The organism is Pseudomonas leptonychotis, assembly GCF_004920405.1.
In the GTDB taxonomy this organism is placed as follows: domain Bacteria; phylum Pseudomonadota; class Gammaproteobacteria; order Pseudomonadales; family Pseudomonadaceae; genus Aquipseudomonas; species Aquipseudomonas leptonychotis.
The window spans coordinates 91,011-116,587 of record NZ_RFLV01000002.1 but is presented as its reverse complement, the minus strand read 5'-3'; the positions used below and the strand labels follow the sequence as shown (position 1 = coordinate 116,587).

Below are 25,577 nucleotides of genomic sequence, written 5' to 3'. Positions count from 1 at the left end.
CTATCGGCGATAAGCGCTTGATCTACAGAGAAAGACTGACTGCGGACCGGTGGGCAAGATCAGAACCGCCCGCTAGAGCAGTCAAGCCAAGCCCGCATCAGCCCTTGATACAGTCGACGGTGTAAACCCCCTCCTCACGCTGTAAGCCGTGCACATCAGCGTCAAAACCAGGGAAACTGCGATCGAAGGCGCGAGCGAAGACCAGGTAATCGATGATCGAGCGGGTCTGATCGGTAAAACGCTCACCCGGCATGATCAACGGGATACCTGGCGGGTACGGCACCAGCATGACCGCTGCAACTCGACCTTCCAACTGCTCGATCGGCACAGCCTCAACCTCGCCACGCACCAGTTGGTTATAGGCATCAGCAGGCTTGATCGACACCTCGGGCAGCACCGTATACATGCGCTTAAGTGCCTTGGCAGTGGCGTTTTCGCGGTAACAGGCGTGCAAGGCATCGCACAAATCACGCAAGCCCATACCCTGATAGAACACCTTGCCGGCCTGGGCGATTGAAGGCAGCACATCACTCAACGCCAGGTTGGCGTCATAGCTGCGTTTGAACTCCAGCAGCTCGGTCAACAGCGTGCTCCATTTACCTTTGGTAATCCCCATGGAGAACAGCACCAGGAAGGAATACAGACCGGTTTTCTCTACCACCAAACCACGCTCCCAGAGAAACTTACTGACCACCGCCGCTGGAATGCCACGTTCGGCCAGCTTGCCATCGGCCGTCAGGCCTGGCGTCACCAAGGTCACCTTGATCGGATCAAGCAGCACATAATCTTCAGCGACATCGCCAAAACCGTGCCAATCGGCTTGCGGCTGCAACAGCCAGTCCTGGGTCACGACATCATCAGAGCCCTCTACCTGTGGCGGTTGCCAGATGCTGAACCACCAGTCATCAACACTGAGGCTCTGGCGCAGATTGGCTAGGGCTCGACGAAAGCTCAGGGCCTCGTCGAAGGTTTCCTGAATCAGTGAGCGGCCCGCCGGACCTTCCATCATGGCTGAGGCGACATCCAGCGAGGCGATGATGCCGTACTGCGGCGAGGTGGAGATGTGCATCATAAAGGCTTCGTTGAAGCGATCCCGATCCAGTTGGCGCGCACCGCCATCCTGCACGTGGATCATCGACGCCTGGCTGAACGCCGCCAACAGCTTGTGCGTCGAGTGAGTGGTAAACACCAGCGGCGTATCCTCGGCTCTCAGCGTGCCCATGCCGTAACGGCCGGCGTAGAACTCGTGAAACGCTGCGTAGGCGTACCAGGCCTCGTCGAAATGCAGCACCTCGACACTGTTACCCAGGCTCTGCTTGATCAGCTCGGCGTTGTAGCAGAGGCCGTCGTAGGTCGAGTTGGTCACCACCACCAGCTTGACCATCGCCCCGCTGCTGCTTGGCACACGACCGCGCGCCAGTGGGCTGGCATCGATTTTCGCCTGAATCGATTCGCGGCTGAATTCACTCAGCGGAATAGGCCCGATGATGCCCAGCTCATTGCGCTCGGGGCACAGGTACAGCGGAATCGCGCCGGTCATGATGATCGAATGCAGAATCGACTTATGGCAGTTGCGATCAACCAAGACCAGGTCATCGCGCCCGACCATGCTGTGCCAGACGATCTTGTTGGCGGTTGAGGTGCCATTGATCACGAAATAGGTGTGGTCCGCACCGAAGTTGCGCGCCGCACGGGCCTCGGCTTCGGCCAACGGGCCGGTGTGATCAAGCAACGAGCCCAGCTCCGGCACCGACACCGAGAGGTCAGAACGCAAAGTGTTCTCGCCAAAGAACTGGTGAAACGCCTGCCCCACCGGGCTCTTGCGATAGGCCACGCCGCCGCCATGGCCGGGCGTGTGCCAAGAATAGTTGGACTGTGCAGTGTGCTGCACCAGCGCTTTAAAGAACGGCGGCAACAGGCAATCCAGATAATTATGGGCTGCGCGGGCTACCTGCCGCGCGAGAAACGGCACCGTGTCTTCAAACAAATAAAGAATGCCGCGCAACTGATTGAGATCAACCATGGCCTCGGCAGGCGCGTTCTCGATGGTCACCTGCTCGCCAAGGGCAAAGATCGGCAGTTGCGGCGCACGGCGCCGGGCAATGCGAATCAGCTCGACCATGTCCTGCAGCAGGTTCTTGTTTTCCCCCGCGCCTTCGGCAGCCACCAGAATGCAGGCCAAACCGTGGTGCGTCGAAGCAACAATGCGCCCTTCAGCGGAGCTGGCGGTGGACAGAATACTGAAGCCGTCCTGCTCCAGTTCTTGAGCGATGGCGCGCACCCGGTCACCGGCCACGGTATCGGCCTTGATGTCACGGTGCACAATCAGGACGGGGAACTTGAGGTCTTTATACATTGTGGCGTCCCTGAAGAGCGGCAGGTGCAGGCCTGCCTATCACTTCAGATTAGAGGCTCGCACGGACTGGCGTAACCCCTCTACGTGACGCTGTACGAAAAGGTCGCGAGTGAATAACTCACGACACCATCAGGCTTCGATTTTGGGCTGTTCCATCTGCAACCAAAGCGGCAAAGCCCCGGCAGATTTCTCGATAATTGCCAGGCGCGCCGCATGCTCGGCCAGCTCGGCATCAGTGGCCTGAATCACCCGCGTACGCGCACGCTCGGCAGGCAAACGACGAATCGCACTGGGCTGCTGGCGACCATTGCTGTCGCCTTCGGAACCGTCACCGGCCAGGGACAGATTAGTCTGCCCACCGGTCATGGTTAGGTAAACGTCAGCCAGAATCTCGGCATCGAGCAAAGCGCCGTGCAGGTCACGGCCGGAGTTGTCGACACCATAGCGTTTGCACAGGGCATCGAGGTTGTTGCGCTGCCCCGGATGGCGTTCGCGGGCCATCATCAGCGTATCGAGGATCGAGCAATAATCGCTGACCTCGGCACGATCACCCTGCCCCAGCAAATTAAATTCGTTGGCAATAAAGCCGATATCGAACGCCGCGTTATGGATGATCAGCTGCGCGCCCTTGATGAACTCGAAGAATTCATCGGCGACTTCTTTAAAGCGCGGCTTATCTTTGAGGAATTCATCGGTAATACCGTGAACCGCAATCGCACCCTCGTCGCTTTCACGATCCGGCTGCAGGTACACATGAAAGTGCCGGCCCGTCAGGCGACGACCGATCAGCTCAACACAACCGATTTCGATAATTCGGTGACCGTCAGCCACCGGCATACCGGTGGTTTCAGTATCCAGCACCACACTACGCATGCTTCAACCCTCTTACCTCATCAACGCCGCGATTGGCCAATTGGTCTGCGCGTTCATTGCCCGGATGGCCGGTATGGCCACGCACCCACTGCCAGGTAACGGTATGCCGGTTGACCTGCTCATCCAGCTGCTGCCAGAGGTCGGCATTTTTCACCGGCTGCTTGGCGGCAGTTTTCCAGCCACGCTTCTTCCAGTTAGGCATCCAATCCTGAATGCCCTGCATTACATACTGTGAGTCGGTCACCAAGCGTACCTCGCAGGAACGCTTCAACTCGGCCAGAGCGCGGATAGCTGCAGTCATTTCCATGCGATTGTTAGTGGTATCGGCTTCGCCACCCCACAATTCTTTTTCCACGCCTTGGAAAATCATCAACGCGCCCCATCCACCCACGCCAGGATTACCCTTGCAGGCGCCGTCGGTGTAGATCTCGACCTGTTCACTCATGTATCTGCAATCTCTCACTCAATTGATCGGTCAGTTCTATTTATGCCATTTACTTCTGCGGTGTTTCACGGCGACTGACTTTAGCTACGGGCATTGGCAGCAACTTGCCAACTGATTGACGATTGGGCTGGCGCAGCGGGCGCAGGCCGACCACCAGTTTGCGTGCCACCAGCACGTAAACACCGCCCCCCGGCAACTGCCAGGCAGCACCTAAGCGCTCAAGCGAGGCCAATCGTGCCTGCCAGGCCGGCGAAGAAAGCGGCGGACGATAGCACCCGAAGCGGCGTTTCTCCAGCGCGAAACCCAGTAGGTGCAACCAGTCGCTCACCCGACTCGGCGCGATGCAGCGTGCCTGACGCAACGCATCGCGGGTAAATAAATGGCGCACGCCCCAACTGCTCATCGGGTTGATACCCACAATCAGCAAATGACCGCCGGGCCGCACACTGCGCGCGGCTTCACGCAGCAAACCATGGGGTGACAAGCTGAAATCCAACCCATGCTGTAAGACCACCACATCAGCGGCATGCTCGGTCAATGGCCAGGATTGTTCCTCACAGACAATTTCCACGCCCTTGAATGGCGGCCCCAGGCGCACGCAGCGTTGAATTTGCTGAGCATCCGGCGGGGCTTCAGCGGCGGGCCCGTAATGCACCAGATAGCCACCGAAAAAACGCGTCAGCTCTTCTTCAAGCATCTGCCGCTCCTGCTCCAGCAGTAACTGCCCGAGCGGGCCACTCAGCCAGCTGCGCGCCTCGCTAAGAAGCTCGAGCCATTCACTGTCAGCGAGGGCAAAAGGGGGATCGGACATAAAAGGCTACTCCCGTAATATTCACGACCGAGCTGGGGCTAGAACCTACCCACGCTCTCGCGAGCTAGAGTCATGCACGACTCAGCAGGGCCGACGCACAGCCGATCGTGCTGCGTAGCCAGCACCGCCATTGCCACCTAAGATGCACCTTTGTGCCCTGCTTAGCGACCCGCTCATGATAAAAATCGACGCACTGCCTGCCTTCTCTGACAACTACATATGGTTGCTACAAGACCCAACGCAACGTCGCTGCGCGGTGGTTGACCCTGGCGATGCGGCGCCGGTCGAGGCTTGGCTGGCGGCCCACCCGGGTTGGCAGCTGAGCGACATTTTGGTGACCCACCACCATTTCGACCATGTCGGCGGTATCGAACAGCTGAAAGCAGCCAGCGGCGCACGCGTCATCGGCCCGGCCAACGAGAAAATCCCAGGGCGTGACTTGGCGCTCAGCGAAGGCGATCACGTCACAGTGCTCGGCCACAGTTTTCAAGTTTTTGAAGTGCCCGGCCATACCCTGGGGCATATCGCCTACCACCAGGGCGAGCAACACTGGTTATTTTGTGGCGACACGCTGTTCGCCGGTGGCTGCGGTCGTCTGTTCGAAGGTACACCCGCGCAGATGCATACCTCGCTTAGCCGGCTGGCCGCACTGCCTGAGCAAACCGAGGTGTACTGCACCCATGAATACACCCTGAGCAATCTGCGTTTTGCCGCAGCCGTTGAGCCACACAATACCAACGTGGCCCAACGCTTGGAGGAAGTACGTCAATGGCGTGAGGCTGGACGAATCAGCTTGCCGTCCAACATAAAAGTGGAGCGTGCCACCAATCCCTTTTTACGCAGTGCACAGGCCACAGTCAGCGCCACAATCGCCGCGCGCGATGGGGCTAAAGAGCGCTCGGATGTTGAAATATTTGCGGCATTGCGCGCCTGGAAAGACACCTTCTGAATCTCGACAACCGCACAAAAGACTGGTTAAAACTTGACCAAAGGCATACTGATTCCTAGAATCGCCCGACCTTTTCGCCGGGAAGTACATCGCCGCCAATGCCTTTATCACCACGCAAGACCTTGAATTTAAAGGCATTGACACGAAGCGCTCAGGCGCTTGTGGTGATCATGTGCGTAACCCTCGCCGGCTGCCAGACCGGCAATCAGCACCGCGCCGACAAGAGTCGCGACACCGACCGCGCGGTCGGTCTTGAACAGGAGCCAGAATGGCTCGATAGCAGCGTTGTACCGGCTCCCGAAGCACCAACAGACATCTGGGAACGGGTGCGCAACGGCTATCAGTTACAAGACACCATCACCCTCAATCCGCGTATCGAACAGCAGCGACTGTGGTTCGTCAGCAACCCATCGTTTATTGAAAAAGCCGGCGAGCGCAGCAGCCCTTATATCCACTTTATCGTTGAGCGCTTGGAACAGCGCAATATGCCGATGGAGTTGGCCCTATTGCCGATGATCGAAAGCTCGTACAACCCGCTGGCGTATTCCCACGCCAACGCGGTGGGTCTGTGGCAATTCATCCCGTCGACCGGGCGCAACTTCAACCTGCGCCAAACCAACTGGTATGACGGCCGGCGCGATGTGATGGCCTCAACCGATGCGGCCATCAGCTACCTGACGCGACTCAAAGAAATGTTCAACGGTGATTGGCTATTAGCGTTGGCGGCTTACAACGCCGGCGAAGGTCGAGTCAGCCGCGCGATTGAACGCAATCAGAAGCTCGGTCTGCCGACTGACTACTGGAACCTCTCGCTGCCCACCGAAACTCAGAATTACGTACCCAAGCTGCTGGCCTTGTCGCAAGTGGTGATGACACCGCAAGCCTATGGCGTCAGCCTCAATCCAATTGCCAATGAACCGTATTTCGAGAAAGTTGTTTTTAAACAGCACATGGACTTGGCTCGCGTCGCCGCTATGGCTGACCTGGATGAGGACGAGCTGTACCTGCTCAACCCTGCGTTCAAAAAAGGGGTGACCCTGGATGGCCCACAACACCTGTTGATCCCAACTGACAAGGCCGAATTGCTGACCGCCAACTTGTCCTTGATGAAACCTCAGGAGCGGGTGGACTGGCAGCAGTACCGCGTGCGCTCAGGCGATAGCCTGCACAGCATCGCTAATCGCCACCAACTGACGGTTAGCACCCTGAAAGACATCAACAAGCTCTCCGGCAACAACCTGAGCATTGGCCAGATGCTCAGTATTCCCGCTCAACCCGGTATACCTGAGCGTGAACCGGTATTCCAACGCACGGTTGCCCATAGCGAGCCAAGCCGCACCTACCGAGTAAAAAATGGCGACAACCTCTGGCAGATCGCCAGAAACCACAAAGTCGCCGTCAAGGATGTACAGCGCTGGAACAAGCTGTCAGGCAATAGCCTGCGAGTCGGCCAGGTACTGACCTTACGTGCGGGCACCCCCAGCAGTGGCGCGAGCGGCAGTAAGGGCAACTCGTCGCGCCAGAGCGCAACCTATTACAAGGTGCGCCAGGGTGATTCGCTTTACCTGATTGCTAAGCGTTTCAAGGTCCCGATGAAAAACCTGCAAAGCTGGAATCCGAGGGCCGGCAAAGCCCTCAAGCCAGGGCAGACTCTGACCCTCTACAGCGCTAACTAAGTGCCCCCAGGCCATAGGCCAACGCTCAGGCCTTCTTAGTCATTGCTTCCAGGCAGCGCGCAGTCAGCTGGGTAAACCGCTGAAACGCGACAAACTGTTCATGCTTCAACGCCCGCCCGGATACCCGGCTATCGGCATACAGCAAGCCAATTTCCCGCGTACCGGCCAGCAACGGCGCAATAAAAAACATACCCTGTCCAAGCCGTTGACGAATCGGCTGGGTGACCAACTCATTAAGGTTGTAACTGGCCGGAACGCCCATCCAAAGGGCTTCCTTATTGCGCAGTGCATAACTGAAAATATGGGGCTGCTCAGGCTGCTCTGCAGGAAGCACAAAGTCCTTACTCCAACTTTCGGTGCCCTCACCCATCACCCGCTTGGCACGGAAACAGCTGTGCCCGTCCGCCAGCACCACCAACATGACGCGCTCCAACCCAGCGCCTTGGTGCAGCCCCTTAAACAGGGTGTCGAGTACCAGGCCAATATCGCTGCGGCGCGAAACCATCAACCCAAGGTCCTGCAAGGCTTGTTGCAGGGTCAGTAGATTGGGCTGCAGTAAACGCGCCTTACGCTGCTCCTGCTGCAAGCGGATTTGTTCTGGGTCAGTATTGGGGATCAACTTGCACAGTTGGCTGGCACCGAACGTCGCGGCCAGCTTGACCGTTTCTTCAGCACTGGCCAGCACCTGTTGCATGGCCTCCTGCGGGGTTACCCCAATAAAGCCGGCCAACTGGCCGACCAACGCTTCCATGGCTGGCGTATCCCAACCATCCAGCGCCGCCCGGCTGATTTTGGCACCTAAGGTCACCGCTTTGACTGCCGGATCATTTTGGCTGGTTGACTGATGCGCCAGGCTGACGGTATCGCCTAGGTTCCAGCTTTTCACCAATGCCAAGCTCAGCTGGCGGAAACTGGTGCCCAGCTGCTGCATCACCACTTCATCCTCATCGATCCCTGGTTGCGCCAACGCACTGGCCAGATCATCGGCTGCATCCCCCGCGCATCCCCAGAATGCCAGTTCGCCAACGTTATGCAGCAAGGCGGCGATAAACACTTCCTCATCGTTCTTGCTCAGGACATAACCCGCGATGTTGCGCGCCTGCACGGCGGCGTGAAACGAGCGTGCCAACAGTTCCGCAAGCTGATCGCGGGAGCTACGCGCCAACAGGCCGTCAATCAAACTGACCGACAAACCGATCTGGCGCACGTTATCGAAGCCGATCAACACAATGGCGCGGGAGATGGTGCGGATAGGTTCTTGGGAAGGGTTGTAGTAAACGCTATTACCGATACGCAGCACCTTGGTGGTCAGCGCCGCATCGCGTAGCAACACATCGGCCAATTGCTGCACAGATGATTTGTCACCCTGCGTAAGACGGTGTAAATCCTGCACCACCGTAGCCAGGGCGGGGAGTTCGGCTTGGTTGAAGCGATCAATCCATGACTGCAAACCATGGCAAGTTGTTACCAAAATAAGGTCCTCGCAGTTCGTTAATTCAGTGTAGTCAAGGTGCCGGTATTGCTTGGCGCGAGCATCAGGTCTATTGCCATTTGGGCATATTTAATCACGGCACGTAGGCTCGCGAACCCAGATCATCAGACCCTAACCTTTTTCCTGCCGATACAAGCTGTTAATGTGCCTGATCAGCAGCCCTTAGACGCCACGGATCGGATATTTCACTTGATACGTCCCCTCCTCTCGCTGTTCCTCTGCCTGGCCATCAGCTCTTCTGCCTGGGCCACATTGTATAAGAGCCATGGTTACGCCCAGTTTGGCGAACTGAAGTACCCTGCCAGCTTCACCCATTTCGCCTGGATCAACCCAGAAGCCCCCAAAGGCGGCACGCTGCGGATGATGGCCAACGGCACGTTTGACACGCTTAACCCCTACACCCTCAAGGGCAGCAGCCCGATCAGCACCGCCAATTTCCTGCAATACGGGGTCAATGAACTCAATGCTCCCCTGATGGTGGGAACCGGCGCGTATGACCCCTCAGGCGATGAACCCTCATCGAGCTATGGCCTGATCGCCGAATCGGTGGAATACAGTGATGACCGTAGTTGGGTGGTGTTCAACTTGCGCCCCGAAGCGCGCTTCCATGACGGCAAGCCAATCACCGCCTATGACGTGGCCTTCTCCTACCGCTTGTTGCTCAAACAAGGCCATCCGCAATACCGCACCAACCTGCAAGAAGTAAAACGGGTCGATATTCTCAATCGTCACAGCATCCGTTTTGTCCTCAAGCGTGCCGGTAACTCCTTGCTAATTTTGCGTCTGGGCGAGTTGCCGGTGCTGCCACAGCACTACTGGAAAGACCGCGACTTCAAGGCCACCACGTACGAGCCCCCTCTGGGCAGCGGGCCGTACCGCATCACCCAGGTCAGCCCTGGGCGCAGCCTGAGGTTCGAGCGGGTTAAGGACTGGTGGGGTGCAAAACTGCCGGTCAATCGTGGCAAGTACAACTTTGACCGGGTAGACGTAGAGTTTTACCGCGACAGCCATGTGGCGTTTGAGGCGTTCAAAGCAGGCGAATTTGATATTTATATCGAACAGCAAGCAAAGAACTGGGCCAACGGCTATCACTTCCCGGCGTTGAGACGTGGCGAAGTCATAAAGGCGGAAATACCGCACCAGATCCCTACCCAGACTCAAGCCTTGTTTATGAACACCCGGCGCGAGGTGTTCGCCGATCGCCAGGTGCGCGAAGCCATGGGCTTGATGTTCGATTTCGAGTGGGCCAACCGCGCGCTGTTCAACAGCTCTTACACCCGCGCCAAAAGCTACTACCCCAACAGCGAATTTGCCGCCACGGGCAAACCGAAAGGTGCCGAGTGGCTGCTGCTGTCGCCGTACCGTAAACAGTTGCAGTCGCGCCTGTTCAGCGAGCCGTTCACGATGCCGCAAACCGAAGGGCGTGGCATCCCACGGGAAACCCTGCGCAAAGCTCTTGGTCTATTAGCCAGTGCAGGCTGGAAGCCCTCTGGCCAGCGTTTGCTGAACAGTCAGGGCCAGCCGCTGAGTTTCGAAATACTGCTGGTCAATCCCAACCTTGAACGCATTCTTCAGCCCTTTACTGAAAACCTCGCCAGCATCGGCATCCAGGCCAGGCTGCGTACCGTCGACCGCGCCCAATACAAACAGCGCCTCGATCAATACGACTTCGACATGATTCTGCTGACCCTGCCGCAAACCCTTAGCCCTGGCCTGGAGCAGTCGCAGTATTTCCACTCTGCGCAAGCAAAGGTCAAAGGCGGCAGAAACTATGCCGGGATTACCCATCCGGTGGTCGATGCGATGATTGAAAAGCTGCTGTCGGCACAAAGCCGTGATGAACAAATCACCGCCACCCGCGCCCTTGACCGGGTACTGTTATGGCAGCACTACAGCATCCCAAACTGGTATATCGACTACCACCGCCTGGCTTACCGCAACCGATTTGCCTTCGCTGCCACGCCGCCCTTCACCCTCGGGCTGCGCACCTGGTGGCTGAAATCCATGGAGAAAGCTAAATGACCCATGCCTTGCGCGCCCTCTTGATTCACGCCAGCGGCCTGGCCCTGCTCAGCATGGCCAGCCTGTCGTGGGCAGCCCCACAACACGCCGTGACGCTGTACGACGAGCCGCCTAAGTACCCGGCAGGCTTTAAGCATTTTGAGTATGCAAACCCCGACGCCCCCAAGGGCGGCACCTTGCGCCAAGCCGGTTTTGGCAGCTTTGACAGCCTCAACCCCTTTATCAACAAGGGCGTTGCCGCTGACGACATCGGCATGATCTACGACACCTTGACCCGCCATGGCCTAGACGAACCCTTTACTGAATACGGCCTGCTTGCCGAGAAAATCGAGAAGGCGGCGGACAGTTCCTGGGTGCGCTTCTACCTGCGCGCCGAAGCGCGCTTCCATGACGGCCAACCGGTCACTGCCGAAGATGTCAAATTCAGCTTCGAAACGCTGATGAGCAAAGGCGCACCGATGTACCGCGGCTACTACGCCGATGTCGAAACGGTTGAGGTTGAAAGCCCTCTTCGCGTTCGGTTTGTCTTTAAGCATGCAGGCAACCGTGAGCTGCCCTTGATCGTTGGCCAACTGCCCGTGCTACCCAAGCATTGGTGGGCCGAGCGTGATTTCAGCAAGGGCAATCTGGATATACCGCTGGGCAGCGGCCCCTACAAGGTGGCCGACGTTCAGGCTGGCCGTTCGATCCGCTATGAGCGGGTCAAGGATTGGTGGGGTAAAGACTTGCCAGTCAATCGTGGCTTTTACAACTTCGACAGCCTGCAAACTGACTATTACCGTGATAACACTGTCGCTCTGGAAGCACTCAAAGCCGGGCAGTTTGATTACTGGTTGGAAATGAGTGCAAAAAACTGGGCCACCGCTTACAACACCGAGGCCGTCGCCAACGGCCAGCTGATCAAAGAAGAAATCGCCAATCATAACCCCACCGGCATGCAGGGCTTTATCTTCAATTCTCGCCGCCCCTTGTTCAGCGATCGTCGCGTGCGGGAAGCCCTGAGCCTGCTATTTGACTTCGAATGGGCTAATCGCCAGCTGTTCAATGGCGCGTACACCCGTACCCGCAGTTATTTCGACAACTCCGAACTGGCCTCCACAGGCCTGCCCTCCGCTGACGAGTTGAAGCTGCTGGAGCCCTTGCGCGAACAGATCCCACCTAAGGTGTTTACCGACGAGTACCAACCATCAAGTACCGATGGCAGCGGCATTATTCGTGAACAGCAGCGCCGTGCTTATCAGTTGCTGCAAGAAGCTGGCTGGCGCGTCGATGGTGACCAGATGCTCGACAGCACTGGCCAACCGGTAAGTTTTGAATTCCTCCTGGCGCAAACCGAGTTCGAACGCGTCCTGCTGCCGTTCAAGCGCAACCTGGCGGACCTGGGCATCGAGCTGGTGATCCGCCGCGTTGATGTGTCTCAGTACATCAATCGTCTGCGTTCGCGCGACTTTGATCTGATCGTCGGTGGTTTCGGCCAATCCAACTCGCCCGGTAATGAGCAACGCGAATACTGGCATTCGAGCAGCGCCGACAAGCCTGGCAGCCGCAATTACATTGGCCTGAAAGACCCGGCAGTGGACAACTTGGTTGAGGGATTGATCAAGGCCGATTCACGGCAAAGCCTGATCACCCATACCCGCGCCCTCGACCGCGTATTGCTGTGGAGTCATTACGTGGTGCCCAACTGGCATATCAAAACCTGGCGCGTGGCCTACTGGAACCGCTTTGAGCATCCAAAAGTGACGCCGCAATACGATATTGGCCTGCACACCTGGTGGGCCCGCGAGAAATCACCTGAAGCGGCGGCCGCTAGCGCCCCGTTGAACACGGAGCAATAAGATGCTGGCGTATATCTTCCGTCGCCTCTTACTGATTATTCCCACGCTGTTCGGCATTTTGCTGATCAACTTCATCATCATTCAGGCCGCGCCCGGCGGTCCGGTTGAGCAGATGATCGCCAAGCTAGAAGGCTTCGACGGCGCCACCAGCCGGATCGCCGGTGGCGGCGCCGAAGTCTCGGTGGCGGGCTCCAACTATCGTGGCGCCCAAGGCCTCGACCCTGACCTGGTCGCCGAGATCGAAAAGATGTACGGCTTCGACAAATCCGCCCCGGAACGTTTCTGGCTGATGCTCAAGAGCTATGCCCAGCTTGACTTCGGCTCCAGCTTCTTCCGCGATGCGGAGGTTATCGACCTGATCATCGAGAAAATGCCGGTGTCGATCTCGCTGGGATTGTGGAGCACGCTGATCATGTACCTGGTGTCGATCCCACTGGGCATCGCCAAAGCCACCCGCCACGGCAGCGCCTTCGATGTGTGGACCAGCTCAATGATCATCGTCGGTTACGCCATCCCGGCCTTCCTCTTCGCCATTCTGCTGATCGTGCTGTTTGCCGGCGGCAGCTACTGGGACTGGTTCCCGTTGCGCGGATTGACCTCAAACAACTTCGACGAACTGAGCTTTGGCGGCAAATTATTCGACTACTTCTGGCACCTCGCCTTGCCTGTTACCGCGCTGGTAATCGGTAACTTCGCGACCCTGACGCTGCTGACCAAAAACAGCTTCCTCGATGAAATCAACAAGCAGTACGTGGTCACCGCTCGCGCCAAGGGCCTGAGCAATACCCGCGTGCTGTATGGCCATGTGTTCCGCAACGCCATGCTGATCATCATCGCCGGCTTCCCCGCTGCGTTTATCGGTATTTTCTTTACCGGGTCCTTGTTGATCGAGGTGATCTTTTCCCTCGACGGCCTGGGCCTGATGAGTTTCGAGGCCGCGATCAACCGCGACTACCCGGTGGTATTCGGCACCCTGTTTATCTTCACGCTGCTGGGCTTGGTGGTGAAATTGATCGGCGACATTACCTACACCCTGGTCGATCCGCGCATCGACTTCGAAAGCCGGGAGGGTTGAGATGAAACTGTCCCCAATCAATCAACGCCGCTTCCAGTTATTCAAGGCACACAAGCGCGGCTGGTGGTCGCTGTGGATTTTCCTCGTATTGTTTTTCGTCACCCTGGGTGCCGAGCTGATCGCCAACGACAAACCGCTGGTGGTGAGTTACGACAGCGAACTGTATTTCCCAGTACTCAAGCGCTACCCGGAAACCACCTTCGGCGGTGAATTCCCGCTGCAGGCCAACTACAAAAGCCCCTATATCCAGGAACTGATCAAAGAGAAAGATGGCTGGATGATTTGGCCGCTGATCCGCTACAGCTACTCCAGCATCAACTACGACCTGCAAGTACCGGCCCCGGCACCACCCTCCGCCGAGAATTGGTTAGGTACCGATGACCAGGGGCGCGATGTACTGGCACGGGTGATCTACGGCTTCCGTATTTCTGTGCTGTTCGCCCTTATTCTCACCCTAGCCAGCTCGGTGATCGGTGTATTTGCCGGCGCCTTGCAAGGCTTCTATGGCGGCTGGGTCGACCTGGTTGGCCAACGCTTTCTGGAGATTTGGTCGGGATTACCGGTGCTCTATTTGCTGATTATCCTGGCCAGCTTTGTGCAGCCTAACTTCTGGTGGCTTCTGGGCATCATGCTGCTGTTCTCCTGGATGAGCCTGGTGGATGTGGTGCGTGCCGAGTTTCTGCGTGGGCGTAACCTTGAGTACGTACGCGCCGCTCGGGCGCTGGGCATGCAGAACGGCTCGATCATGTTCCGCCACATCCTGCCTAACGCCATGATTTCAACCATGACCTTTATGCCGTTCATCCTCACCGGCGCGATTGGCACCCTCACCGCGCTGGATTTCCTTGGGTTCGGCCTGCCGCCCGGCGCTCCGTCGCTGGGTGAACTGGTGGCCCAGGGCAAGTCCAATTTGCAAGCGCCCTGGCTGGGTATCAGCGCCTTTGCCGTATTGGCCCTGATGCTCAGCTTGCTGGTGTTTATCGGCGAAGCGTCGCGCGATGCCTTCGACCCGAGGAAATAACATGACCGATTCCAACACCCTCATCGAAGTGCGCGACCTGGCGGTCGAGTTCGTTACTGGCAGCCGCAAACAGCGTGTGCTGGAAAACATCAGCTTCGACATCAAGCGCGGCGAAACCCTGGCCCTGGTGGGCGAAAGCGGCTCCGGTAAATCGGTCACGGCGCACTCGATTCTGCGTCTACTGCCCTACCCACTGGCCCAGCATCCCAGCGGCAGCATTCACTATGCCGGGCAGGATTTACTCAAACTCAATGAGAACAAGCTGCGCGGTATCCGCGGTAACCGTATCGCCATGGTCTTTCAAGAACCCATGACGTCGCTGAACCCGCTGCACAGCATCGAAAAGCAGATCAATGAAGTGCTGGCCTTGCACAAAGGTCTGCGGGGCAAAGCCGCAACGGCGCGCACCCTGGAGTTGCTCGACCTGGTCGGCATTCCCGAGCCACACAAGCGGCTAAAAGCTTATCCGCATGAGTTGTCGGGCGGCCAACGCCAGCGCGTGGTGATCGCCATGGCACTGGCCAACGAGCCCGAACTGCTGATTGCTGACGAGCCGACTACCGCGTTGGACGTCACCGTGCAGTTGAAGATCCTAGAGCTGCTTAAGGATCTGCAGGCACGCTTGGGCATGGCCATTCTACTGATCAGCCACGATCTCAATCTGGTGCGGCGAATTGCTCACCGGGTCTGCGTCATGCAGCGCGGGCATATCGTCGAAGAGGCCGCTTGCGAGACATTGTTCAACGCCCCACAACACCCCTACACGCGCGAATTGCTTGGGGCCGAACCCACTGGTGACCCAGTCGACCAGCCGCCCGGCAAACCCATGCTGGAAATCGACAACCTGCGCGTGTGGTTCCCAATCAAAAAGGGCCTGCTACGGCGCACGGTTGACCATGTCAAAGCCGTGGACGGCATCAACTTCAGCCTGCCACAGGGGCATACCCTGGGTATCGTCGGGGAAAGCGGTTCCGGGAAATCCACCCTGGGTTTAGCGATTTTGCGCCTGCTCGGCAGTCAAGGCGGCATCCGCTTCCAGGGCCAGGCCATCGACGCGCTTTCACATGAAGATGTACGCCCACTGCGCCGGCAGATGCAGGTGGTCTTCCAGGACCCCTTCGGTAGCCTCAGCCCGCGCATGTCGGTCGCTCAAATTGTCGGTGAAGGCTTGCAGATCCACCGCATGGGCAGCGAAGCCGAACAGGAGCAGGCCATTATCGACGCGCTGATTGAGGTCGACCTTGACCCTGAAACCCGCCATCGCTACCCCCATGAATTCTCCGGCGGCCAGCGTCAACGCATTGCCATCGCCCGTGCCCTCGTGCTGAAACCGGCGCTGATTCTGCTCGATGAACCGACCTCTGCCCTCGACCGCACCGTGCAGCGCCAGGTAGTCGAACTGCTACGCTCGCTGCAAGCTAAATACAACCTGACCTATCTGTTTATCAGCCATGACCTTGCCGTCGTCAGGGCCCTCAGCCATCAAATCATGGTGGTCAAGGAAGGCAAAGTGGTGGAACAAGGCCCGGCAGCACGTGTCTTTAACGCACCACAGGACATCTATACACAGCAGTTGCTGGAAGCGGCCTTTATGGTCCCAGCTGATTAATTCTTGAAAACAGGAAGAGGAATCACACCCATGGGTTTTCTAAGCGGCAAGCGCGTACTGATCGTTGGCGTCGCCAGCAAACTGTCCATCGCCTCCGGCATCGCGGCAGCCATGCACCGTGAAGGGGCCGAACTGGCCTTCACCTACCAGAACGAAAAGCTCAAGGGCCGCGTTGAAGGCTTTGCTGCTGACTGGGGCTCAAACGCTGAGCTGTGCTTCCCGTGTGATGTGGCCAGCGATGACGAGATCGCCTCGGTATTCGAAGCCCTGAGCAAGAAGTGGGACGGTCTGGATTGCATCGTTCACTCCGTAGGTTTCGCCCCAGGCGATCAACTGGACGGCGACTTCACCGACGTCACCACCCGTGAAGGCTTCCGCATCGCTCACGACATCAGCGCCTACAGCTTTGTTGCCCTGGCCAAAGCCGGCCGCGAGATGATGAAAGGCCGCAACGGCAGCCTGCTCACCCTCTCCTACCTGGGTGCCGAGCGCACCATGCCTAACTACAACGTCATGGGCATGGCCAAAGCCAGCCTGGAAGCGGGTGTACGTTACCTGGCCGGCAGCCTCGGCCCAGAAGGCACTCGTGTTAACGCCATCTCCGCCGGCCCGATCCGCACACTGGCAGCGTCTGGTATCAAGAGCTTCCGCAAAATGCTCGCAGCCAACGAGAAGCAAACCCCACTGCGTCGCAACGTGACCATCGATGAAGTCGGCAACGCCGGTGCCTTCCTCTGCTCCGACCTGGCCTCGGGCGTCAGCGGTGAGATCATGTACGTCGACGGCGGCTTCAACACCACCGCCATGGGCGCGATGGAAGAGTAAGTCTTTACCTTGCAGCAACAAAAAGGCCGCTTAATTAAGCGGCCTTTTTGTTAGCGGTATCGATCAGAAGCGCTCGATATCCGCCTTCTCTTCCAGCTGCTTACGGAACGCGGCGAAGTCCTGCTGACCGACGCGTGAGGCGAGGAAGCGGCTGTACATGGCCTTATCCTCGTCCGACAGCGCTTGCTCAGGTTGGCTCACGCCATTGAGGCGAATGATCACAAAATCACCATTGCTCAAGCTAATACCGGCGAAGCTTGGCTTGTCGGCAGCTTCAGGCTTGGGCATACGGAACAGTGCTTGCAGCACGGCAGGCTCAACACCCTCATGGCTGCGCGTTGCGGCTTCGACAACATTCCAGCCCTGCTTAGCATCAGCCTGTGCAACCGGCGTTTGACCTTCACGCAGAGCAGCCAGCTGCTCTTCAGCTTTGGCTTTGACAGCCTCGCTTGCACGAACCTTGGTCAACTGAGCGCGAATACTGTCAGCAACTTGCTCAAGCGGTAATTGCTCAGGCTTGTTGTGCTCTTTGACGCGCACCACCACCACGGTGTTTGGATCAAGCTCGATCACACTGCTGTTACTACCGTCTTCCAGTACTTCATCGCTGAATGCAGCCTGGATGACCTGACGATTAGCGCTCAACCCTTCAGTACCACCCTGGCGGCCAAAGGCCTCAGTGGTCTTGACCTGCAAACCTAACTCTTGAGCAGGCTGAGCCAGATCCGACGCTTCAAATGCAGCATCTTCAAGGTCTTTGGAGACTTCAACAAAACGCTGCTCGACCTGACGTGCCTTGAGGTCGCGTTGCAGTTTTTCTTCGAGGCTGGCAAAGCTCGGCACTTCAGGCGCCTGAACACCTAACAGCTTGATCAAGTGCCAACCAAACTCACTGCGCACTGGCGCCGATACAGCATTTTCATCCAGCGCGTAGAGCGCTTCCTCAAAAGCTGGGTCATATACGCCTGGGCCGGCAAAGCCCAGATCGCCGCCTTCACCTGCCGAGCCCGAATCATCGGAGAGCTCTTTGGCCAGCACGGCGAAATCCTCGCCTTGCTCCAGACGCTTTTGCACCGCAACCAGCTTGGCTTTGGCTTGTTCGTCATCCAGCTTGTCGCTCACTTCAACCAGAATATGCGCGGCGCGGCGCTGTTCGGCGAGGTTGGCGATTTCATTCTGATAAGCGCTTTGCAGCGCTTCGTCAGTGACTTCAACCTGATCGAAGAACGCATCTTTTTTCAGCTCGGCGTACTCCAGCACCACCTGCTCAGGGCTCATAAACTCGCTGGCTTGAGCTTCGTAGTAGGCCTTGATGTCGTCATCGCTGAGCGTGACCGCATCCAGGTCAGCTTTGAGGGTGAGGGTCGCGAAGTCACGCGTCTGCTTTTCCAGTGCGGCAAATGCTTGCACCTGGGCATCGGTGACAAAGCCGCTGTTAGCCAAGCCAGCGCGTAGCTGACCGATCAGCATTTCCTGCTCAAGCATCTGGCGGAACTGCAAACGGCTGTAACCCAACTGACGGATAACCTGATCAAAACGCTCGGCGTTGAACTGGCCGTCGACCAGAAATTCAGGTGTTTTAAGAATGAGCTGATCCAGCGCTTGTGACGAAAAGGCGAACTTGGCTTCTTTGGCGCTATCAAGCAGCAAGGTGCGCTCGACAAGACCATTCAGAGCAGCTTCACGCAGCAACTTCTCGTCCAGCAGGGACGCATCAAAATCTTGCCCCAATTGCTGCAGTAACTGTCGACGTTGCATTTCGACAGCCTGGTTAAGCTCAGCAGAGGTGATTTTCTCACCATTCACTTCGGCTGCATTTTGGCTGTTACTGGTGCTGGTAAAAATGGCGTCAACACCGGTCAACGCCAGCAGCGCGACGATGATGCCGATAATGGTTTTGGCAATCCAACCTTGTGAATTGTCCCTGATGTTTTGCAGCATGCGTCCCCCAGAACGGCTGTACAAAAAACGCAGCCGCGCAGTGTGGGTAAAATCCGGATAGAAGAAAGGCGCATCAGTGGATGCGCCTTCTCGTAACTGGCGAAGCGGACGAACTCAAGCAGCTGCTTTGTCGTGTTCAGCCATACCAAATCGGCTGAACTTCCCGCCTCACCTCAGACAAGCCATTCAGCCGGTCTGTTAGGCAAAACCGAAAAGACTTAGTTAACAGCGTCTTTCAGAGCTTTACCGGCTTTGAAGCCTGGAATCTTGGCAGCAGCGATGCTGATCGGATTACCAGTTTGTGGGTTACGGCCAGTACGAGCAGCACGCTCTTTAACAGCGAAGGTGCCGAAACCAACCAGCACTACAGAATCACCAGCCTTCAGAGCGCCAGTAACGGATTCAATTACTGCGTCCAGCGCACGGCCAGCGACAGCTTTTGGGATATCAGCAGATGCAGCGATGGCATCGATCAGTTCCGACTTGTTCACTCTTAAGTCCCCTTAATTTCTGTTGAGTTTATTTCTTGCTTTTAAATGTAAGCGAAGCGGTGCTGGAGAGCCTACCGACACGATAAGAGCCGCTTTATAACAAGGGCTCTAAAAATGTGTCAAGAAACCCCTCCGGCTAATGCGTGCTAATTCGCTCCTTGGAATCAGTCTCGCGTTTTTCATCCTTTGCAACCATGGGAGCCGCATCAGGCAAGGGCTCCGGGGCGTATTGCAGCGCAATTTGCAGGACCTCGTCAATCCATTTAACCGGTTTAATCTGCAGGTCTTGCTTAATGTTCTCCGGAATCTCTTTTAAATCGCGCACATTCTCTTCTGGAATGATCACCGTCTTGATGCCACCACGGTGAGCGGCCAGTAGTTTTTCTTTCAAACCACCAATAGCCAATACTTGGCCGCGCAGGGTAATTTCGCCGGTCATTGCCACATCCGCTCGCACAGGTATCTGTGTCAGGGCTGAAACCAGCGCCGTGCACATGCCAACGCCCGCGCTGGGGCCATCTTTGGGCGTCGCCCCCTCCGGCATATGGATATGAATGTCTTGCTTCTCATAGAAGTCGACAGGCACGCCCAGACTCTTAGCCCGACTGCGCACAACCGTCTGCGCAGCAGTGATCGACTCCAGCATCACATCACCCAGAGAGCCGGTTTTTATCAGCTGCCCCTTACCAGGCACCACGACGGCTTCGATGGTCAACAACTCACCACCGACCTGGGTCCAGGCAAGACCTGTAACTTGGCCAATTTGATCCTGCTGCTCAGCCAAACCATAGCGGTGCTTACGCACACCGAGAAAATGCTCTAGCGAATCGGCCGTAGCCGTGACCTGAAAACGCTTCTCGGTGGTGTGCTCTTTGACGACCTTGCGGCACACCTTGGCAAGCTGCCGCTCGAGACCACGCACGCCAGCCTCGCGGGTGTAATAGCGAATAATGTCGCGTATCGCAGCCTCTTCAAACACCAGCTCGGTTTTCTTCAGGCCATTAGCCTGAACCTGCTTGGGCGCCAAATATTTGATCGCGATATTGATCTTCTCAGCTTCGGTGTAACCCGGCAGACGAATCACTTCCATACGGTCCAGCAGCGGACCTGGAATATTCATCGAGTTGGCCGTGCAGAGGAACATCACATCGGACAGGTCGTAATCGACCTCCAGATAGTGATCGTTGAAGTTGTGGTTCTGCTCCGGATCCAACACCTCAAGCAACGCCGACGCAGGGTCACCACGCATGTCCTGACCCATTTTGTCGATTTCATCGAGCAGAAAAAGCGGGTTGCGCACGCCAACCTTGGTCATTTTCTGGATCAGGCGACCGGGCATCGAGCCAATATAAGTACGCCGGTGACCACGAATTTCGGCCTCATCACGCACGCCACCGAGGGCCATACGCACGAATTTGCGGTTAGTGGCACTGGCAATCGACTCAGCCAGTGAGGTTTTACCGACCCCTGGGGGGCCGACCAGGCAGAGTACTGGCCCCTTGATTTTCTTCACGCGCTTTTGCACGGCGAGGTACTCAAGGATACGTTCCTTGACCTCATCCAAGCCGTAATGATCTGCATCGAGGATCGCTTCGGCACGCGCCAGATCGAGGCGTACTTTGCTCTGGGCTTTCCACGGCACATTAACCAACCAATCGATGTAGGAGCGCACCACAGTGGCTTCGGCTGACATCGGTGACATTTGCTTGAGCTTATTCAACTCGGCGTTGGCTTTGGTTAGCGCTTCAGCTGTTAGGCCTGCATTGTCGATGCGCTTTCTCAGCTCATCGAGTTCGTTATGCCCTTCCTCACTGTCACCCAGTTCCTTCTGAATGGCCTTCATCTGCTCATTCAGATAGTACTCGCGCTGACTGCGCTCCATTTGCTTCTTGACCCTGCCACGGATGCGCTTCTCGACCTGCAGCAGATCGATTTCGGCATCAAGTAGCGCGAGCACATGTTCAACGCGAGCAGTAAGGTCGGTGAGCTCAAGAATTTCCTGCTTCTGCTCGATTTTCAGCACCATGTGCGCTGCCATGGTGTCGACCAGTCGACTCGGCTCATCGATGCCGTTGAGAGATGCAAGCACCTCCGCGGGGACCTTTTTACCCAGCTGCACATACTGCTCGAACTGGCTGAGCAAGCTACGCGTAAAGACCTCAGACTCACGCTCAGCCGCTTCAACATCATCGATCAGTTGCACTTCAGCCCGGTAATGACCGTCAGCCTCAATAAACTGCTCAATCTCGCCGCGCTGCTCGCCCTCGACCAGCACCTTTACCGTACCGTCCGGTAATTTCAGTAACTGCAATACAGTGGCGACCGTACCGACACGATAGAGACCGGCCTCATCAGGGTCGTCGTCTGCAGGATTTTTCTGGGCAAGGAGCAGAATCTGCTTCTCACCCGTCATCGCAGCCTCAAGGGCCTCAATGGATTTCTCACGCCCGACGAATAACGGAATGACCATGTGCGGATAGACCACAACATCGCGCAGCGGCAGGAGAGGCAATTCGATGGTTGTCTTCATGATTTCGGCTCTACAGCGGCCATACGGCCGTAAACAGTTGGGATGACCCTTAACCCTAAGATGGGGGCAGCCCAAACAAAAAACAAGCATTGCAGTAGGAAAAGCAAAGGGGCCCAAAGGCCCCTTGCTTTCAACATGTTACAAAGCTATTACGCGTCAGGCGCAGCCTTGGCTGGTAGCTCGCTGTTCTCGTAAATGAGCAACGGCTTGGAGGTGCCCTCGATGACACTCTCATCGATAACAACCTTGCTGACGTCCGACTGCGATGGAATCTCGTACATGGTGTCAAGCAAGACGCCTTCGAGAATCGAGCGCAGACCACGGGCACCGGTTTTGCGTTCAAGCGCCTTGTGCGCAACCGACTTCAGCGCATCAGGACGGAACTCCAACTCAACACCTTCCATCTCGAAGAGCTTGCCGTACTGTTTAGTCAGCGCATTCTTCGGCTCGGTCAGAATCTGTATCAGCGCAGCTTCATCCAGCTCATCCAGCGTCGCAATAACCGGCAAGCGGCCTACAAACTCTGGAATCAAGCCAAATTTCACCAGGTCATCCGGCTCAACAGCGCGCAATGACTCGCCCACTTTTTTGCCCTCTTCCTTGCTGCGAACCTCGGCATTGAAGCCGATGCCGCCCTTGGTCGAGCGACCCTGAATAACCTTCTCTAAACCAGAGAAAGCACCGCCACAAATAAACAGAATATTGCGCGTATCTACCTGCAGAAACTCTTGCTGAGGGTGCTTACGACCACCCTGTGGCGGAACCGAGGCAACAGTACCCTCAATCAACTTCAGCAGTGCTTGCTGCACGCCCTCACCCGACACGTCACGTGTGATCGACGGGTTATCGGACTTACGGGAGATCTTGTCGATTTCGTCGATGTAGACAATACCCATCTGGGCTTTTTCCACATCGTAATCGCACTTCTGCAACAGCTTTTGAATGATGTTCTCGACGTCCTCCCCTACATAACCGGCTTCGGTCAGGGTGGTGGCGTCAGCAATAGTGAAGGGGACGTTCAGCAAACGTGCCAGTGTTTCCGCCAACAATGTCTTGCCCGACCCCGTAGGACCGATGAGCAGGATGTTGCTTTTACCCAGTTCGATGTCGTCTTTTTTATCGCGCTGGTTGAGACGCTTGTAGTGGTTATAGACCGCTACCGCCAAAATCTTCTTCGCACGCTCCTGACCGATCACATACTGATCGAGGATGCCGCTGATTTCCTTGGGGGCAGGTAATTTGTGCGCGCTGCTTTCGGCCTGGGCTTCTTGCACCTCCTCGCGGATGATGTCGTTGCACAGGTCGACGCACTCGTCACAGATAAAGACCGAGGGGCCGGCAATCAATTTGCGCACTTCATGCTGGCTTTTGCCGCAGAAGGAGCAATAAAGCAGCTTGCCGTTGTCCTCGCCGTTGCGGGTGTCAGTCATTCGATCAATCCAATCCGGTAGGCTTGAAACACAAGATGAAGGCTTATGCGGGCTTTTTCAAGCCCGCCGGTGGCCGGACAAGCCGACCCACCCTATTTTGAGTTTCTTATATTAAGCGGGGCGTTTTTCAATCACTGCGTCGATCAACCCGTATTCACGAGCGGCTTCGGCGCTCATGAAGTTATCACGATTGGTATCGCGCTCGATTTCTTCCAGGGTGTGCCCACTGTGCTTGGCCATCAACGTATTGAGACGCTCGCGGATAAAGAGGATTTCCTTGGCGTGGATTTCGATATCCGACGCCTGGCCCTGGAAGCCGCCCAGTGGCTGGTGAATCATCACGCGTGAGTTTGGCAGGCAGTAACGCTTGCCCTCGGCACCAGCGGTCAGCAGGAATGCGCCCATGCTGCATGCCTGACCAATACAGGTGGTGGACACGTTAGGTTTGATGAACTGCATGGTGTCGTAGATCGACATACCCGCTGTAACCGAACCGCCTGGGGAGTTGATGTACAGATGGATGTCCTTGTCCGGATTTTCCGCTTCAAGGAACAGCAGTTGCGCACAGATCAGGTTGGCCATGTAGTCCTCTACAGGGCCGACCAGAAAGATCACTCGCTCCTTGAGCAGGCGCGAATAGATGTCATAGGCGCGCTCTCCACGAGCCGATTGCTCGACAACCATAGGTACCAAGCCACCAGCGGCTTGGATTTCAGGCATTTGTTGCATAAAAGGATTGCGGGACATGCGTGCACTCGCTCCCTAAATAGTCATGTCACAAATACGCATAAGCCAGCACGGAGGCTGGCTTATGGCGCGTTCGAACGAGGTGAAGAAATCAGGCGGCTTGTGGTGCTTCAACCGGCTTGACAGCTTCTTCGTACGAGACCGCTTTATCGGTCACGTTGGCCTTCTGCAAAACAGTATCTACAACTTGCTCTTCCAGTACAACCGAACGCACTTCGTTCATTTGCTGGTCGTTTTTGTAGTACCAGGCCACAACCTGCTCAGGCTCTTGGTAAGCAGAAGCCATTTCCTGAATCATTTCACGCACACGGGCATCGTCCGGCTTCAGCTCGCACTGCTTAACCACTTCAGCCACAACCAGACCCAGCACTACACGGCGCTTAGCTTGCTCTTCGAACAGCTCAGCTGGCAGCTGATCGGGCTTCAGGTTGCCACCAAACTGCTGCACAGCTTGAACGCGCAGACGATCCACTTCGTTGCTGATCAGTGCTTTAGGCACTTCGATCGGGTTGGCAGCCAGCAGGCCATCCATCACTTGGTTCTTGATCTTGGACTTAATGGCCTGGCGCAGCTCGCGCTCCATATTTTTCCGTACTTCAGCGCGGAAACCGTCCAAACCACCTTCTTTCACACCAAATAGGGCGAAGAAATCATCATTCAGCTCAGGCAGCTGAGGGGCGGCAATGCTATTGATGGTAACGGTGAACTCGGCAGTTTTGCCAGCCAGATCGAGATTCTGATAGTCAGCTGGGAACGTCGGATTGATGACGCGCTCTTCACCTGCTTTAGCACCGACTAAGGCGTCTTCAAAGCCTGGGATCATGCGGCCTGAGCCGAGTACCAGCTGAGTGCCTTTGGCCGAACCACCAGCGAAGGTTTCGCCGTCGATTTTACCAACGAAGTCGATGTTCAGCTGATCACCATTTTCAGCAGCGCGCTCGGCAGCTTCGAAACGGGTGTTCTGCTTGCGCAGGATTTCCAGCATGTTGTCGACATCAGCGTCAGCTACGTCAGCCTGCAGGCGCTCGATAGCGATGGCCTCGAAGCCGCCAACGGTGAACTCCGGGAATACTTCGAAGGTTGCAACGTATTCCAGGTCCTTGCCTTTCTCGAACGACTTCGGCTCTACGGCCGGAGCGCCAGCTGGATTGAGCTTCTGCTCAACAACGGCTTCGTAAAAGGTGGACTGGATCAGGTCGCCCAGCGCTTCTTGACGCGCAGCATCTTCATAACGCTGACGGATCACGCTCATTGGGACTTTACCAGGACGGAAGCCTGGAACCTTGGCACGACGGGCAGTCTGCTGCAGACGCTTGTTGACTTCAGTCTCGATGCGCTCAACAGAAACGCCAACGGTCATACGGCGTTCGAGAGCAGAAGTACTTTCAACAGAAACTTGCATGGATATTCCTCGTTGCACAGACATAAGCCGGCCGTTTACCGGCC

Annotated in this window: 19 protein-coding genes; 8 read left to right on the top strand and 11 right to left on the bottom strand. The window is 56.7% G+C overall.

The features are described from left to right. Nucleotides 1–97 precede the first annotated feature (97 nt). The 4 genes from D8779_RS11190 to D8779_RS11175 form a co-directional block, all read right to left on the bottom strand. Nucleotides 98–2,356, bottom strand: coding sequence for an Orn/Lys/Arg family decarboxylase (locus D8779_RS11190; RefSeq protein ID WP_136664565.1), 2,259 nt, complete (start codon nucleotides 2,354–2,356; stop codon nucleotides 98–100). Between the two features lie 129 nt (nucleotides 2,357–2,485). Next, nucleotides 2,486–3,229 (bottom strand): DNA polymerase III subunit epsilon, encoded by a 744-nt coding sequence (gene dnaQ, locus D8779_RS11185; RefSeq protein WP_136664564.1) that lies wholly within the window; start codon nucleotides 3,227–3,229, stop codon nucleotides 2,486–2,488. Next, nucleotides 3,222–3,674 (bottom strand): ribonuclease HI, encoded by a 453-nt coding sequence (gene rnhA, locus D8779_RS11180; protein WP_136664563.1) that lies wholly within the window; start codon nucleotides 3,672–3,674, stop codon nucleotides 3,222–3,224. Before rnhA ends, dnaQ begins: the two co-directional genes overlap by 8 nt. A 49-nt stretch (nucleotides 3,675–3,723) precedes the next feature. Then, nucleotides 3,724–4,485, bottom strand: a complete 762-nt coding sequence (locus tag D8779_RS11175) for a class I SAM-dependent methyltransferase (protein ID WP_136664562.1) — start codon at nucleotides 4,483–4,485, stop codon at nucleotides 3,724–3,726. Nucleotides 4,486–4,660: 175 nt separating this feature from the next. Between D8779_RS11175 and gloB the strand changes: the two genes are divergently transcribed. Continuing rightward, nucleotides 4,661–5,434, top strand: coding sequence for a hydroxyacylglutathione hydrolase (gloB, locus tag D8779_RS11170; protein ID WP_136664561.1), 774 nt, complete (start codon nucleotides 4,661–4,663; stop codon nucleotides 5,432–5,434). 98 nt (nucleotides 5,435–5,532) lie between these two features. Then, nucleotides 5,533–7,110, top strand: a complete 1,578-nt coding sequence (locus tag D8779_RS11165) for a lytic transglycosylase domain-containing protein (protein WP_136664560.1) — start codon at nucleotides 5,533–5,535, stop codon at nucleotides 7,108–7,110. Nucleotides 7,111–7,135: 25 nt separating this feature from the next. Here the strand turns inward: D8779_RS11165 and D8779_RS11160 are convergent, their stop codons facing one another. Next, entirely contained in the window at nucleotides 7,136–8,581 is a 1,446-nt protein-coding gene (locus D8779_RS11160) for an HDOD domain-containing protein (RefSeq protein ID WP_420875601.1), read from the bottom strand. A gap of 213 nt (nucleotides 8,582–8,794) precedes the next feature. Here D8779_RS11160 and D8779_RS11155 point away from each other — a divergent pair, with 213 nt between their 5' ends. Genes D8779_RS11155 through fabI form a run of 6 tightly spaced genes read left to right on the top strand, consistent with a single transcriptional unit; the run spans nucleotide 8,795 to nucleotide 16,992 of the window. Beyond that, on the top strand, nucleotides 8,795–10,624 hold the full coding sequence (locus tag D8779_RS11155; RefSeq protein WP_167492578.1) for an extracellular solute-binding protein: 1,830 nt from the start codon (nucleotides 8,795–8,797) through the stop codon (nucleotides 10,622–10,624). Next, on the top strand, nucleotides 10,621–12,462 hold the full coding sequence (locus tag D8779_RS11150; protein ID WP_136664558.1) for an extracellular solute-binding protein: 1,842 nt from the start codon (nucleotides 10,621–10,623) through the stop codon (nucleotides 12,460–12,462). Before D8779_RS11155 ends, D8779_RS11150 begins: the two co-directional genes overlap by 4 nt. Before the next feature lies 1 nt (nucleotide 12,463). Beyond that, complete coding sequence (locus D8779_RS11145; protein WP_136664557.1) at nucleotides 12,464–13,537, top strand: microcin C ABC transporter permease YejB; 1,074 nt, start codon at nucleotides 12,464–12,466, stop codon at nucleotides 13,535–13,537. A gap of 1 nt (nucleotide 13,538) precedes the next feature. Beyond that, the gene (locus D8779_RS11140; RefSeq protein ID WP_136664556.1) at nucleotides 13,539–14,558 is read left to right on the top strand and encodes an ABC transporter permease; all 1,020 of its coding nucleotides are present in this window, start codon (nucleotides 13,539–13,541) and stop codon (nucleotides 14,556–14,558) included. Between the two features lies 1 nt (nucleotide 14,559). Beyond that, nucleotides 14,560–16,167: an ABC transporter ATP-binding protein gene (locus D8779_RS11135; protein WP_136664555.1), complete on the top strand. Its 1,608-nt coding sequence runs from the start codon at nucleotides 14,560–14,562 to the stop codon at nucleotides 16,165–16,167. A gap of 30 nt (nucleotides 16,168–16,197) precedes the next feature. After that, nucleotides 16,198–16,992: an enoyl-ACP reductase FabI gene (gene fabI / locus D8779_RS11130; protein WP_136664554.1), complete on the top strand. Its 795-nt coding sequence runs from the start codon at nucleotides 16,198–16,200 to the stop codon at nucleotides 16,990–16,992. Nucleotides 16,993–17,055: 63 nt separating this feature from the next. Here fabI and D8779_RS11125 read toward each other — a convergent pair whose 3' ends face one another. The 6 genes from D8779_RS11125 to tig form a co-directional block, all read right to left on the bottom strand. Further along, nucleotides 17,056–18,933, bottom strand: coding sequence for a SurA N-terminal domain-containing protein (locus D8779_RS11125; RefSeq protein WP_136664553.1), 1,878 nt, complete (start codon nucleotides 18,931–18,933; stop codon nucleotides 17,056–17,058). 218 nt (nucleotides 18,934–19,151) lie between these two features. Further along, nucleotides 19,152–19,424: a nucleoid-associated protein HU-beta gene (gene hupB / locus D8779_RS11120; protein WP_010490206.1), complete on the bottom strand. Its 273-nt coding sequence runs from the start codon at nucleotides 19,422–19,424 to the stop codon at nucleotides 19,152–19,154. A gap of 136 nt (nucleotides 19,425–19,560) precedes the next feature. Beyond that, complete coding sequence (gene lon / locus D8779_RS11115) at nucleotides 19,561–21,954, bottom strand: endopeptidase La (RefSeq protein ID WP_136664552.1); 2,394 nt, start codon at nucleotides 21,952–21,954, stop codon at nucleotides 19,561–19,563. A 149-nt stretch (nucleotides 21,955–22,103) separates the two neighbouring features. Continuing rightward, nucleotides 22,104–23,384: an ATP-dependent Clp protease ATP-binding subunit ClpX gene (gene clpX, locus D8779_RS11110; protein ID WP_136664551.1), complete on the bottom strand. Its 1,281-nt coding sequence runs from the start codon at nucleotides 23,382–23,384 to the stop codon at nucleotides 22,104–22,106. 111 nt (nucleotides 23,385–23,495) lie between these two features. After that, nucleotides 23,496–24,131, bottom strand: coding sequence for an ATP-dependent Clp endopeptidase proteolytic subunit ClpP (gene clpP, locus D8779_RS11105; protein WP_136664550.1), 636 nt, complete (start codon nucleotides 24,129–24,131; stop codon nucleotides 23,496–23,498). 91 nt (nucleotides 24,132–24,222) lie between these two features. Further along, a complete protein-coding gene (tig, locus tag D8779_RS11100) occupies nucleotides 24,223–25,533 on the bottom strand; it encodes a trigger factor (RefSeq protein ID WP_136664549.1) in 1,311 nt (436 codons plus the stop codon). Nucleotides 25,534–25,577: the final 44 nt, after the last annotated feature.

Excerpts from the sequence above, each read along its gene's own strand:
- clpP (WP_136664550.1), bottom strand. The coding sequence starts at position 24,131 with ATGTCCCGCAATCCTTTTATGCAACAAATGCCTGAAATCCAAGCCGCT.
- D8779_RS11125 (WP_136664553.1), bottom strand. The coding sequence starts at position 18,933 with ATGCTGCAAAACATCAGGGACAATTCACAAGGTTGGATTGCCAAAACC.
- D8779_RS11190 (WP_136664565.1), bottom strand. The coding sequence starts at position 2,356 with ATGTATAAAGACCTCAAGTTCCCCGTCCTGATTGTGCACCGTGACATC.
- D8779_RS11140 (WP_136664556.1), top strand. The coding sequence starts at position 13,539 with ATGAAACTGTCCCCAATCAATCAACGCCGCTTCCAGTTATTCAAGGCA.
- D8779_RS11150 (WP_136664558.1), top strand. The coding sequence starts at position 10,621 with ATGACCCATGCCTTGCGCGCCCTCTTGATTCACGCCAGCGGCCTGGCC.
- D8779_RS11175 (WP_136664562.1), bottom strand. The coding sequence starts at position 4,485 with ATGTCCGATCCCCCTTTTGCCCTCGCTGACAGTGAATGGCTCGAGCTT.
- lon (WP_136664552.1), bottom strand. The coding sequence starts at position 21,954 with ATGAAGACAACCATCGAATTGCCTCTCCTGCCGCTGCGCGATGTTGTG.
- fabI (WP_136664554.1), top strand. The coding sequence starts at position 16,198 with ATGGGTTTTCTAAGCGGCAAGCGCGTACTGATCGTTGGCGTCGCCAGC.
- clpX (WP_136664551.1), bottom strand. The coding sequence starts at position 23,384 with ATGACTGACACCCGCAACGGCGAGGACAACGGCAAGCTGCTTTATTGC.
- D8779_RS11145 (WP_136664557.1), top strand. The coding sequence starts at position 12,464 with ATGCTGGCGTATATCTTCCGTCGCCTCTTACTGATTATTCCCACGCTG.
- D8779_RS11135 (WP_136664555.1), top strand. The coding sequence starts at position 14,560 with ATGACCGATTCCAACACCCTCATCGAAGTGCGCGACCTGGCGGTCGAG.
- gloB (WP_136664561.1), top strand. The coding sequence starts at position 4,661 with ATGATAAAAATCGACGCACTGCCTGCCTTCTCTGACAACTACATATGG.
- tig (WP_136664549.1), bottom strand. The coding sequence starts at position 25,533 with ATGCAAGTTTCTGTTGAAAGTACTTCTGCTCTCGAACGCCGTATGACC.
- rnhA (WP_136664563.1), bottom strand. The coding sequence starts at position 3,674 with ATGAGTGAACAGGTCGAGATCTACACCGACGGCGCCTGCAAGGGTAAT.
- D8779_RS11165 (WP_136664560.1), top strand. The coding sequence starts at position 5,533 with ATGCCTTTATCACCACGCAAGACCTTGAATTTAAAGGCATTGACACGA.
- dnaQ (WP_136664564.1), bottom strand. The coding sequence starts at position 3,229 with ATGCGTAGTGTGGTGCTGGATACTGAAACCACCGGTATGCCGGTGGCT.